Annotated in this window: 10 protein-coding genes and 1 pseudogene; 1 reads left to right on the top strand and 10 read right to left on the bottom strand. The window is 27.4% G+C overall.

Translation table 11 applies throughout. From position 1 onward, the window contains the following. Nucleotides 1-5 precede the first annotated feature (5 nt). The 3 genes and pseudogenes from acear_RS03495 to acear_RS12980 form a co-directional block, all read right to left on the bottom strand. Nucleotides 6-281 carry a hypothetical protein gene (locus tag acear_RS03495; protein ID WP_049772648.1) on the bottom strand — a complete coding sequence of 92 codons (276 nt, stop codon included), beginning with the start codon at nt 279-281 and terminating at the stop codon, nt 6-8. Nucleotides 282-387: 106 nt separating this feature from the next. After that, nucleotides 388-1,689, bottom strand: a complete 1,302-nt coding sequence (locus tag acear_RS03490) for an RNA-guided endonuclease InsQ/TnpB family protein (protein WP_013277642.1) — start codon at nt 1,687-1,689, stop codon at nt 388-390. Nucleotides 1,690-1,707: 18 nt separating this feature from the next. Then, nucleotides 1,708-1,873 (bottom strand): annotated as a pseudogene (locus acear_RS12980) (RNA-guided endonuclease InsQ/TnpB family protein); the annotation flags it as partial. A 564-nt stretch (nt 1,874-2,437) separates the two neighbouring features. Here acear_RS12980 and acear_RS03485 point away from each other — a divergent pair. After that, nucleotides 2,438-2,833, top strand: a complete 396-nt coding sequence (locus acear_RS03485; RefSeq protein WP_013277641.1) for a helix-turn-helix domain-containing protein — start codon at nt 2,438-2,440, stop codon at nt 2,831-2,833. A gap of 928 nt (nt 2,834-3,761) precedes the next feature. Here acear_RS03485 and acear_RS03480 read toward each other — a convergent pair. The 7 genes from acear_RS03480 to acear_RS03455 form a co-directional block, all read right to left on the bottom strand. Further along, nucleotides 3,762-4,892: an IS4 family transposase gene (locus acear_RS03480; protein ID WP_013277640.1), complete on the bottom strand. Its 1,131-nt coding sequence runs from the start codon at nt 4,890-4,892 to the stop codon at nt 3,762-3,764. Between the two features lie 200 nt (nt 4,893-5,092). Next, nucleotides 5,093-6,439: an ATP-binding protein gene (locus acear_RS03475; protein WP_013277639.1), complete on the bottom strand. Its 1,347-nt coding sequence runs from the start codon at nt 6,437-6,439 to the stop codon at nt 5,093-5,095. Nucleotides 6,440-6,460: 21 nt separating this feature from the next. Beyond that, nucleotides 6,461-8,518: a radical SAM protein gene (locus tag acear_RS12065; RefSeq protein ID WP_013277638.1), complete on the bottom strand. Its 2,058-nt coding sequence runs from the start codon at nt 8,516-8,518 to the stop codon at nt 6,461-6,463. Nucleotides 8,519-8,644: 126 nt separating this feature from the next. Then, entirely contained in the window at nt 8,645-9,124 is a 480-nt protein-coding gene (locus acear_RS03465) for a hypothetical protein (RefSeq protein WP_013277637.1), read from the bottom strand. 27 nt (nt 9,125-9,151) lie between these two features. Further along, nucleotides 9,152-11,206 carry an AAA family ATPase gene (locus tag acear_RS03460; RefSeq protein WP_013277636.1) on the bottom strand — a complete coding sequence of 685 codons (2,055 nt, stop codon included), beginning with the start codon at nt 11,204-11,206 and terminating at the stop codon, nt 9,152-9,154. A 3-nt stretch (nt 11,207-11,209) separates the two neighbouring features. Next, nucleotides 11,210-11,377: a hypothetical protein gene (locus acear_RS12530; RefSeq protein ID WP_013277635.1), complete on the bottom strand. Its 168-nt coding sequence runs from the start codon at nt 11,375-11,377 to the stop codon at nt 11,210-11,212. Nucleotides 11,378-11,393: 16 nt separating this feature from the next. Next, nucleotides 11,394-13,493: a DEAD/DEAH box helicase family protein gene (locus acear_RS03455; RefSeq protein WP_013277634.1), complete on the bottom strand. Its 2,100-nt coding sequence runs from the start codon at nt 13,491-13,493 to the stop codon at nt 11,394-11,396. Between the last annotated feature and the right edge of the window lie 7 nt (nt 13,494-13,500).

Here is a 13,500-nt window from a genome sequence, read left to right as displayed (position 1 = left end):
CTTTATTATTTCTTTCTCATTAACACATTAAGCCAGTACTCATCCTCTCTATTCTGTCTCACATCAACTGTCTTCCACATCTTAAGTACTTTTAAATTCTCAATTTTTTCCTGCAGCTTTAAGAAGGTGTCATCATTATAATAATTAAATAATCTGCCATCATCCCGCTTAATCTCCTGATCGCCATATTTAACTGATATGTACATTACTCCATCTTTAATTAAAGCTGTGGTTAATTTACTCAAAAGTGAACTACTCGGCATTGAAATACCGAGCTTCATGGTCGCCTGCTTTTATGGGAGTTACCCGTAACATCAAGCAAGTTACCCATTCGACGTGTCCAACGCCACTACTCCTATCCAGTTAATACTGGACTTGGAGTTACTTTTAAGCTGCAAATTGATGATCATTCCAGCTATATTTAACTGGATTTGATAAACCTTTAACCTGCAGAGTAATATCTTTTCCTTTACGTCGCTGCTGTAAGTATTTGCGTAAGATATTAAATGAACCTACACTATCGGCATTAAAGGCTTGATTATTATTTTTGTCTACATATAAGCCGCGTTTAATACGATTAGACTTATCGGCATATTTCTTAGTTACTTTTTTACTGTAAGGGCTGCATTGACTGGTATATTTTTCACTCTTCTTGATTAAAGTAATCCCCTGTAAATTAAGTTTATACTCTAGCTGGTGATAGATAATATCAAAAGGTAGTTTATGGAGCTTTTGATTAGTCTGTTTACCTAGGTCAGCATTATCACGAATATTTTTAATATCACCAACGATTACTCTAGATATATTATTTTCAACACAGTAATTAACTACTTTTTTAGTTGCACTATGAATTAGGTGAAATAATTGTTTGCGTCGCTTTTTATATAGGTTCTGAATACGTTTAGAAGTCTTTTTACCCTGTCCGTTTACAATAGATTGATAATGTTTGATCTCTTTATCGAAGTAACGATTAATAGTTAAATACTGTCCGCCATCAATAATAAAGCTTTCTTGATTTTGATTGCTGTAGCAAGTCATTAGATTATTAATGCCTAGATCAATACTTAAATAATTACCGTTATCTTCTTTAATAGTAGGAGTATCTACTTTATAAGTTAAAATTACCTTATAAGTATCATCGCTTAAAGGTTTAAACTCAATTCTAGTAGTTGAGTTAAGGACATCTCTATTACTGGATAACAGCTCATTAGGCACTCTTATCCATAAGAATTTGTTGGTAATAGAGTATTCCTCTTTTAGATACTTTTTTAACTGTTTAGGAATAGATAATCTTAACTTACCATCAATAATTTTAAAACCATTATTGAGATAACGGAAGTTAAATTTACTGTCTTTAGGTTTATAATTAGGTGGATTAGGTTCACCAGTATATTTATTAGGATTATGTTGATAATCCTCAATGCTTTGATAAAAACTATCCCAGTTATCAGCTAAAATTTTAAGTGTTTCCTGTGCTGTTTGAGAAGGTAAATTTTTATACCAAAAATTTTCTTTTAATTGCTTTTTTTGTTTATACCAATCAGGATAATCATTATCACTATCTTTAGACCATTTTTTGCGTTGATAGTTGCCGATATTATATAACCTAGCACTAGCATAAGCTAAACAACTTAATACAATTTGTTGAGTTTTATTAGGTTTATGAATAAAATACTTAGCTAACTTCAATTAGTTCACCTTCTTTCCTTTAAAATTATTTTCTAGTTTGGTAAAGAGTAGTTTAATTTCTTCACCATTTTTTATTTTATAATTGACTATATTATATAGTTTACTACAATGCTCAAGATAGTTCTTTAACTATTTCTAATTGTTTATGGCTTAAATTAGGTTTAAATTTAAAGGATAATCGCATTAATTTTTCACCTCTTTTCTATTCATAATCATAATATATAGAAATTTAGTTGTAATTACAAAATATAGATACACAAGTGCAACTATAAGACCCTAAATAAGAAAGCTAAAAAATTTTATCTTATTAATTTAGCAGAAATAATTAATTCATTGAATACTTATCTTCTAGCATGGCAATAATATTTTATAAATGTGAACTTTGATCCAAAAAATATTTTCATACTTTTTATTAGGAAAAAATTCTAATATTTTATTTATCTCTGATTCTTTGAAATCAATTTTCCATTCTCTTTCGAACAATATGAATTCTTTGATATCCCTATATGATTAGCTATTTCTTATTGTGTAATTCTAATCTCTGCTCATACTGCTTTTAATTTTCTATTTATTGTCTGCTCCAATATCCACTCCTCCTTTCCACATTTTATTAATTACATTATAGTATACATTAACGGAAATTACAAGGGGATTATTCTATTTCTGTAAACTTATTTACACATTTTTAAAACTAGTATTCAATTAATATTAAAAATCTTATATAATTAATAATAGTGAGGTGTTATAAATGAATTTTAGTCAGAGACTTAAACAACTAAGAAAAGAAAAAGGACTAACATTAGAGAAATTAGCAGATGAATTTGATCGCAGCAAAACTACTTTTTCTAATTATGAAAATAACCATAGAAAACCAGATATAGATCTAACCATAGAATTAGCAGAATATTTTAATGTGTCTATAGATTATTTGTTAGGTAATACTGAGGAAAAACGTACTGCTGATGAAATTAAAGAAGTTATATCTGAAAATCAAGAACTTTTCAAATTGTGGGAAATAATATCTGATCGTAAAGATTTACAACTTTTATTACAACAAGTGAAAAATTTCGATTCTAAATCTATCAATAACTTTATAAACATTATTAATATAATCAAAAAAGAGCAACAAGACTATTCAGAATAGTTCTGTTGCTCTAAAACTCACTTTAGTACTTTATTGATTTTAAATAAGCTGGTTGAAAGTCCTGCATTATTTTTTAAATTTTATAATTATTGGGTAATTAACCGTAATAAATTTCGTCTACTTTAGAACAAAAAACAATAAGTAGCCCTGAATGGGCTGCTTTAAGGTATTTCAGTAAGTACAGATATATAATGACGACTTTGAGATAATTTATTGTGAAGCCCGAACCCAAAGATAAACATCAGTAGTAACTACTTCTTCCTCATCATTAGTAGCATCGCCACAGATATAATCCCAACCGATAATATTGGTTACATAGAATACCTACTTAAATTCTATAGTCTCATCCTGACGGTCGAAGGGATTACCCATCTTTATATTGCCGCTACCTAGATAACCTGTAATGCTTACTCTTTTATTTAACAGTTGATTATAGTTTCGAATCAGCTCTCCTATCTGGGCATTAAAAAGAATTATATCATTGACTGCTGCCCGCTAGGGATACATTCTACTGCCTATCCTTTCAGAGATAGTACCAGTTATTGTTTTGACCTATTTATCTGTCTGGAATAGGTAATCAGAAAATGAATAACAATTAATAAATTTAGTTCCCCTATTTGATTTTTATCTATGTTTTCCAAATTACATTTTGCTAATCTTATATTGCTGAAAAGTCCATAAACTAAACAATAATTACTTATACAAAATTTATCACTATCGTTGCATTGTTAAAAACCAACAATGATTATTCTAGTACTAAATCGAATATCCAGAAACAAAAATTAAATTGATTTTTGTTTTAAAGCATTTATGTAATTTAAGTCTAAAATGTTTTAATTCAATTTACCATTAAAGCATTTTAATCGGATATATGGTAATTATTTCGGTAAATAGTCATGCTAATCCAAGAAATTATCAAGAATATTTTTTAACTAAAACTATAACACCAGTCTTTCCAGTTAAACGCATCTGGAACAATTGTTAAAATAGAGTATTTAATTCTTCTAGTTAAATTAAGCAGGCTACCGTTAAACTTTGCTTTCTTCTTGATTAGTTTCAAGAGTAGATATAAAATTACTGCACTGTAAATTTGAATTAAAACAGCATTCTTATTATGGCCAAAGAATCTCTTAATCTTAAGATGCTGTTTGATCCATTTAAAGAATAGTTCTATTTCCCAGCGTTCTTTATATAGCTGAGCTATTTGATGAGCTGGTAAATCAAAACGATTAGTTATAATTTTAATTTCTTTTTCATTACCTTGACGGTCAATAGTTTTAACTTTGATTAACCGTAATTCATGCTTCATTCTTTTATCTGTAGAACCTAAAATAACATCAGCATCAAGTAAAATGTTAGCTTTTTTATCATCTTTAGTAGGCTCTAAAGTTCTAACAACTTCAATTTTAGTATTAGACTTAGTTCTAGTCACAAAATAAATATCATTCTCAATAAAGTAATCGAATTTTTGATAATCTATATAGGCTCTATTGAAGATATAAGTACAACCAGAATCAAAAGTTAAGTTATCGAATATCTCTTTATCATGAACTATAGCATTAGTAACAATTATATTTTCTGGTGCTCCACTTTCTGCATCATATAAGGTATGGAGTTTAATTCCACCTTTACTTTTTCTAAATTTAGCCCAAGCAAAAAGAGATAAGCATAAACTAATAATAGAGGAATCAATTATTTTTATTGATCCGATATCTTTTATAGTTTCTTTAAAGCCCTGTTTGTTCTTAAGTTTATCAAATAAATGAGAAAAAATATCAGCAAAAATTTGATAGCTTCTATTCTCATTTTTACGAGACAGCTGAGAAACACTAATTTGAGGTAATTCCTTTTTTAAATTTGAATCAACTTTTAGATTGACTACAAAATCTGCTAGACTCTTTTTCTCAGTTAAATGAAAGTAGAGTAGATATAATAGATGGACTTTAGTTGTAAGTTTATGAACCTTATAGTCAGCATTATATTTATCTACCACTTTATCCAAAAAGTTTATATCAATTACCTCTAGTAATTTGTTTAAAAGCATGGTACAATTATTCATAAATTTTGGCTCCTTTGATTTATGGATTTGTGCTGTGTGAGGTGCTCTTCCATTTAATCAAAGGAGTTTTCTTTTTGCAAAGGTAGTTTTAACTAAAAATTCGATGCAACGCTAGTGAAAATTTATATAAAAAAGTAAAAAGCTAAACTCAATTATAGCCGAGCTTCAGTAAAATATATTTTATTATTTCTTTGGTGAATCTAAAAATTTTCAACTATATTTTTTACAAATTCATCTACTTTTTCTTGTTCATAATTATCATCAACTATCTTAAATACTTTATTCAAAACTTCTTTTTCCTTTTGACTTAAATCATCAACTAAATCTAAAATTTTAAAGTCACTTACTTTTTCTATCTTATCATTCAAATAATCAAACTTCTTATATAATTGCTTCTTTTTCTTTAAATTATTTCGTTCTTTAGACATCTTTCTTATGTCTTTAGAAAGACTATTTCCAATTTCCTTTAATTGGCTAATCAATTGTGTATAATCTAAATTTTTTTCAAAATCATCTCTACGAGCATTTGGAATAAGATTTTCATTAAAAACATGTACTTCTCCTTGGAACCAACCATTAAATCTATCTTCTTTAAATATTTTATTCAATGTACTTCTATCTCCAATTTGAATATTTCCCTTTCTTAACCTTATTCCTTTCTTTTTTCTATCAACCATAGTTCCATAAAAATTAGATTTAGTGTACCATAAAAAAGCTATTAAGTTATTAAAGTCATCTTCAATAAACTTTATTTCAACATCTTTAATATTATCAGATATTTTCTTTCTAATATCCGCAACAAATTCATTTGAATTTAATTTAAACAGCTTTTCTTTTTTATTTCCATCGCTTAAAATTACATTATATTCATCAAGCAAAATGCCTTTCAAATCTAATTTATTCTTAATATCTTTTGCCCAAGGAAACTTTTGTTCATCAAAAGGTATTGGAGCAACTTGAGATAAATAGTTTTTTATTCTATTATAATCCAAAATATGGTCAATATTATTTACCTCTTCTAAGATAACTTTAAAATAATGTTTGTCTGTTTTTTCATTGTGTTTTTTAGATTTAGTTACTTCTTTAATTACCGTTAATAAATCATAATCAGTATATTCTCCTGGAATTAAAAGTTTCTCTAATTTATTAGCATCAAACGACACTATAGTTTTCTTATCTTCACCTTTATACGAAGTAACAAACTTTAACTTTTGACAATAACTTAATCCAGCTAACCTACCTATACCTCTAAATCCTATTGTACTTTCAGGATTTTTAGTTGAATTTCCTATATCTAATAATTTTTTAACAGCATTTTTACTAGAAATTCCCGTTCCATTATCTTTTATCGTGATTTTAGAATTATTCTTATTTATTTCAATATCAATCTTAGCCTCACATTTATCAGTTATTCCTGAATTAATTGCTTCATCTATTGCATCAACACTATTTTGAATATACTCTCTATAAATCACTTTAGCATCAGAGTACATACCAGCAGTTAATGATTCCAATGTATGTTTTCCTATAATAATATCATCTAACACTATTATCCCTTCCTCCTTAAGCTAAAATAACGACAACTGTTCTCCAAGTTCTGCAGTCAAAACTTCTATTTTCTTCTCGATTTTTTCGAAGCCAGGTTCATCTCTATTATTAAATTTTAATTGTCTTTTAAAATCACTAAAATAATCTTTTAATATTCTAGTTATGCCTTCTTCATTTAAATCCTTAATATATGTTTTCACTAATGCAATTTCTGATTTATTTAGACAACCAGAATCTATATAACGTTTCATCGCACGTAATTTGCTAATATTAATAAACTCTTGTCCAATATGCATCATAGCTTTTTCTAATCTACTTAATAAATATTTATTTTCTAAATCATTTTTAACCCAATTTTTCAAAATGAGTTTGACTCCAAACTTTCCAAAAACTTTTATATATCCTCTAAGTTTCCTATGTGAAATTCGTTTATCATGAATATATTTTGCAATTCTTTCAATATAAAATGGAAATTCATCCGTAACATAATCAAAGACTAAATTTATATCCTTTTCTAAATTATTACTAACTAACTTATTTAATAATGTTAAAAATCTAGATTTGCTTAAATAATGTAAATATATTTTTTTAATCTTATTATTTTCAATTTCAAAATAACCATCAGCTTCAAATTTATTATCTCCAATTACCTCTAATAACTTATCTTCATTTTTCATGCTCTTATATAATCTTTTCCATTTTTTATAATATTTGCTTTTTACTAATGCTCCACGGTCTTCATTCAACCTTTTCTCCAATTCATTTTCAGATTCATCATCTCTTTGAAGAAATTTGCCTCTACTCATTAATATACTTTCAGGCATTCTTAAATTTAGTTTATATTCTTTTAAATCCTCTCCAAAAGCTTTTCTAAAAAATTCTTCACTCACTCCACCTACACCACTGCAAGGTAGTAACATCACTTGTATTGCTCTTAAAAATTTTGCATTCCATTTGGGTCCTATATAACTACGGTCTGTATCTTCTAGAGGTATATACTTCATAGGAAAAGAATAGATTTTAACTTTCTTGTCTTCTGTTTTATCTTTATTAATATCATTCTGTAATTCCATAGTTATTTTTAATCTTTTATATAAATCTTCTGGTGAATCTGCTTTATATTGACTTCCTTTTCCTTGAAAATCATCTGCATTATATAACATATAATTAGAAAAATACTTAATTCCATATTTAGCACATCTTCTAATTGCTCTTTCATATTTATCTCTATCTTCAATATGGTCAAATGCTATTCTTGCTGGTCTAATTGCTAACTCACTTAATTTTTTAGCTTTTTCTTCAGTTAAAAGATTTGCATCTAACCCCTGATTAAAGTCTACATATCTCTTTTGAGTTATAACTTTACCTTTATCATTTTCATATGTATATGTAGCTCCCCTTGCAAAACCTAATTCTTTAATTTCTTCTACTATATCATTAAATTTTGGAGACCTTAAAACATTATTATCCATTAATAACAAGTTTCTTTTGGGCCCGTGTTGTTGATTAATCTTCTTTATCTGTTCTTTAATTGAAATAAAAGGAACATATTCAGGTTCAAGTGTTTGTACTGCACAAAATTCACAATTCATGCCACATCCACGAGTCATATAAGCAAAGTATGCATCATTATAAGGATATTCGTATTCAATATCATCTAATATCTCATAATCAGGTGTACAATTATCAATTATATGGTCATTATCATAACCAATTAGTCTCTTCGCTTCCTCATTATCATTATCAAGTCGATGTGTAATTGGTTTTATTCCAGTTTTATCTTCAATTTCATTAGGTTTAAGTGTTGCCAAAATTCCTCCGATAAAAATATTATCCTTATCTTCTATTAAGGATTTCGCATATTCAATAGTTTCAATTGTCTTATCCCATTCAAAAGTAAATAAAGTAGTAATATAAATTCTATCCCAATTATCATTTTCTTTTTCATCATCTCTTAACTGACCTTTAGCAAATGTTACACTATCACCTTTTTCTTTATGATAAGAAGAAATCTTCATTAATCCTAATGGCGGATATTTATTTTTGTAATCTGGTTCTAATAAAAGAATATTTACCACTATAATTCACTCCTAGCTTAACTAATAAATAAACTAACTAATAAAATTATATCAAAATGATTTCAAGTGATCAATAATCCAAAATAAAAAAAGAGTTTAAGAATAACTCTTAAACCCTTAAAAATTCTAATCAAAAGGCGAAGATTTCATTTCATATCTTATAAAACTTAAAACTTCTTTTTCTAAAAACGAAGAATTACTATAATCTAAATAAAATTTTTCATCATCTTCTTTAATATATGGCTCTAATACTTCATCAATTAATACTTTCATTCCGCCATTAGCATATTTTTCTGTTATCTTAATTATTTTTTCATCATTAGATAATATCTTATAATTAACCTCTCCTTTATTTAACATAGCAATAGAAAATAAAATTGTAATAGCATGATTATAATTATTTAAACTATCTGTCCAAAATAATTTTTTAGATTTATCTAAAGGTATTTTTTTATTATATTCAAATCCTAAACAAGAACACAAAACAAATACCCTACCATAACTATCAAAAACTGGCTTTCTTATACCATTATCTTGAGTTAAATCTTTATAAATATCATTATATTTTTCTTCTATTTGAACTCTTATATCTCCCTGTAATCTCATATTTTTCCTCCTACTAATAAAAAATATTTATCTTTTAGGTTTAAATTGATTTACACTAACTTCTTTTAGTTTTGTATAACCATCCTCTATTAATTCTAATTTATAAACTTTCCCCCAGTTGCCTGACTTACGTAATTCCTCAGCTTCTACCCTAGTAAACTCAGTATCAGTAGCTAACAAAATCCATTGTGGTGATAATTCAGGAATCTCTTTTAATAAATTATCTCTATGATTTCCTGAAAGCCTCCCAAAAGGTGTATCCATAAATAATGGCACCTCTAATATATCCTTACCTCCTGCAATTTTAGCCAAAGCAGTTATAAAAGCTAACGACATTACTTGACGCTGTCCAGCTGAAATATTAGCTAAAAAGGGCCGGTTATTCCAATCAAGAATTTCTAAACTATAATCATCATTAACAATAATTCTTTTAAATGTATCTTTAGTAGCAGAGTCAATCAATCTTTTAAATATTGCGGTAGCTTCTTCTTCTAAATCGTCTTTAACCTCTGAAATAAAGAGGTTCTTTATCTTTTCTAATTTAGCTAAAGTATTTTCAGTTAATTCTAACTTCTTACTAAATTCGTTTTTAATATTCTGCTGTTTTTCAAGATTCTTTCTTTTATTCTCTGCTTGTTGAATTTTATTTTCTACTTCAGATATTTTTTTCTCTTTATTTTCTATCTCCTGTTCAAAGTTACTTATATCTTTAATTAATTTTTTTCTATATTCTTTTTTTTCTTCAAATTCTTCATCGGAAACATCATCAATTTCAGCATCTAATTGTTCTAAACGTGAATTTATTTCTTCTATACTACCATCTAATTTAGAAAAGCTACCTAATAACTCATCACAGTTATCTTTATTATTAGAAATATATTCCCGTGCTTTAATTAACTCATCTCGAAAATCCATTATCCTATCATCAACTACATTTTCTTCTGGCTCATTAGCCCATTCCTTTAAAGCTTTATGCTCCTTACTATCTAAATTTAAATTAGTACCACAAATACATTTCATCTGATTTAAAATTCTATCTACTACTTTTTTCTTAACTTTAATATCAATTCCACTAATATCTTTATTATTAATATCAGCAAAAACGTTCTCCAATATATCATCGGCTAACAACATAATAGCTTTATTATTAAAATTTCGAATTTTATCTGATAATTCCTCTCGGTCATTAGTTAATTCATCTTTTCTTTTCTTTAATGACTTTCTTTCGTAAATCAAATCTTTATATTCATCAAATTTTGCTAATTCATTCTCTATATCTTTCTCTTGTTTCCTGGCATACTTTAATTCTTCTGATAAACTATCCAAATCTTTCTCTAAAGTTTCTTTTTTATTATCCAATTTATCTAATTTTTCAATTGACTTTCTATAATCTCCTGTCGAAATCTTTTTCAATTCTTTTCTAATCTTTTTTTTCAACTTTTCCAAAGCATCAATAGAACAATTTAATTCATCAATTTTCAACAAATTTTTTATTCCTCCAGCCACTTCTTCTTTTTGTTCCTTAGTAGCCTTCGTTAATCGCTCAATCCTTTCACCATCAAATAGAAAATAACTCTTTACTCTACCATCTAAGATAGAATTAACTTTTTGTTCAATTTTTTCCTTATCTTCTATTACTTTAGTATTTCCATCTTCATTTTTAACAGTTAGTTTTACTTTACCATCCTCTTCAAAAATTTCATCTTGACTATTTTGAATCCCAAACATACTTCTGTATAATGAATATTCAATATTATCATTAATAAAATTAACCTTTACATATGCTTCTACTCCATCATTTTCTGCCTCAAAATCTTCTTTTAAAGCATTGATATTAACTATATATAAATCAGGGTTTAAATCTTTATTTCTAGAACCTTGCAAATTCTTATCTTGGTCTAAAAACTTATCACCATATAATGCAAACATAAGTGCTCTATATAAACTAGTTTTTCCTCTTCCATTCTCTCCATAAACTACTGTTACATTTTCGGAGCTATCTGTATCATAACCTGCAAATTCAATATTTTGTTTTCCATAATATTGCTTGAAATTACAGAGTTCTATATCTTTTATTTTCAACTTTTATTCCTCCTTATCCATAATCTCATTTATTTCACTAAATAATTTTTCAGCTACAGTAGAAGAATTAGTTCGAAATGATAATTCCAAAGCTCTTAATGCTAATTCTCTCTCAGTAATTGGTAATTCATTAATTTTATCTACAACTCTTTGATGAATCTCTTCTTCCATTAATCTCCCTCCACTTTTATAAATCATATTCTTCGTATACTTCCCAAGGTTTTTTATCGAATAAATGTAACAAGTTAAGCCTTTTTAAAATAGAATATATTTTATCTCTTGCTTGAAAAGTATTTTTAGCTTCTAAAGAAAATTCAGCAAATCTGGGCATTTCTTTTTTTACTATTGATTTATAATCTTTTAACATATCTTCTGATAAATGGTCTAATTTATCAGTCTGAGGTAAAACAATAAAATCATGAACCAATGCTTCATGTTTACCAGAATACCTTCTTAAGATTCTTCCTCTACGCTGTACAAACTCTCGTGGATTACTAGTGCTAGCTAAAAAAAACGCCTCTTTCGTAGCGGGGATATTTACTCCTTCATCAAGGCACTTCATTGCCACTAAGATTTGAATATCTCCTTCATCAAAATAATCTAAAATTCGCTGTCTCTCTTTAGTAGGTACAGTATGTACAAATTCATGAGCTTGAATACCTAAATTAGATAACAACTTCAAAACTTCTTTATGTTCTCCCCTACCACAATATACTATAGTATGAGAAAGACTTTCTTTTCCTTTATTAAGTATTTGCTTTTCTAACAATTCCTTTAAGACTCGCTTTTTGTTTTTAGCTTTAGCAATAATATCAGCTCTTTTAACTAATAATCTAGTTAAAACTTCATTATCTTCATCATTTACAGAATTTCTTACTTTAACTATTTTATGAGTTAACTCATTATACTCCTCTAATTCATTATCATTTAATTCAACAATATGAGGAATATATTGATAAGGAGTTAAAAAACCATTATTAATTGCCTCTCTTAAAGAATAGCGTTTCGCTATTTGACCAAAATATTCTTTGATATATTCTGTCCCTTCTTCATCAAACCATCGATCAGGAGTAGCAGATAATCCTAACCGATAATTATAGTTCTGCCTCAATGACTTTCTTAAGTTTTCAGCTCCTAAATAATGCATTTCATCACCAATAAATAATATATCCTCTTTGCAATCGTTTACTAATTTGATAAATCTATCGGAAGCAGCAGTCTTATGAGTTACTATAATGCACAAGCTATTTCGAAACCCCATTTCATAGTCTCTAAGCTTAGATTGTAATTTACCAAGCCAATTTCTATAACTTCCTCTACACAATATAGGATTAAATCCAAAATTAATTACATCTTCCTTCCATTGGTCAACTAAATGATCAAAAGGCACAGCGATAATAGTAATTAATTGTTTAACTTTTTTAAACAATTTAACAGCACAAGACAAAGAAGTAATAGTTTTACCAGTTCCAGTAGCCATTTCAAATATTCCATGACATTCATTATCAAACCATTTTTTTAACGCCTCTTTTTGAAAAGGATATAAATTTATTTTTTTAGGAATCTCAATACCACGTTTTTTTATTAAATTATGATTATCCGGAAGGTTATAAGGACGATTTTTATTTTTTCTTAATTTAACTATTTCATTTCTAATAGCTTGTGGCATATTATAAATTTGAAAAAAATCATTTTGGTCACTATATATATTCTCAAATCTATCAATATGATGTTCTACATAATTACTCTGTCCCTTAACCCATGATTTAAAAACTGAAAAGCTTTCACCATTCAAATTACCTTTAATAGAATCATTATATGATCCATGAATAGCTACTTTATCTCCATGATAATCTTCAAAAATAGCAAATTTATCATGAAAATCTCCTAGATTATTGTTAGGAATAGCAAACTTTACTTCTAAAATCCCATCAGCTATCAACCAAGCTAAAGCTGTCAAAGTATTTTGAGCTAAACTATCTCCTAAATTACTAACTTTTTTTCTTAAAGATTTATACAATAAATCATCTTTTTGCGCTTTATTTCCTCGAACAAATGATTTCCAATCATTTGTTTCTAAATGTGGTGATGTAACCAACTTTACTTTACCACCGTTTTCCGCTAATCTATCTAAGCCCTTAGCCGCTAATCTCAACCATCCAGAAGTAAAATAACCAACCCCTCTTTTGTATAAAAATGATTCAGATAATAAGGGAATAAATAATTTTGTAATTAAATTACATTCAGAACTATCATACACCGACTTTAAATTTAAGTCTTTAAGCATTAATACC

Origin of the sequence: Acetohalobium arabaticum DSM 5501 (assembly GCF_000144695.1) — a bacterium.
GTDB classification, from domain to species: Bacteria; Bacillota; Halanaerobiia; order Halobacteroidales; family Acetohalobiaceae; genus Acetohalobium; species Acetohalobium arabaticum.
The sequence above is the reverse complement of the archived record's forward strand: the minus strand, read 5'-3'. Positions and strand labels throughout refer to the sequence as shown.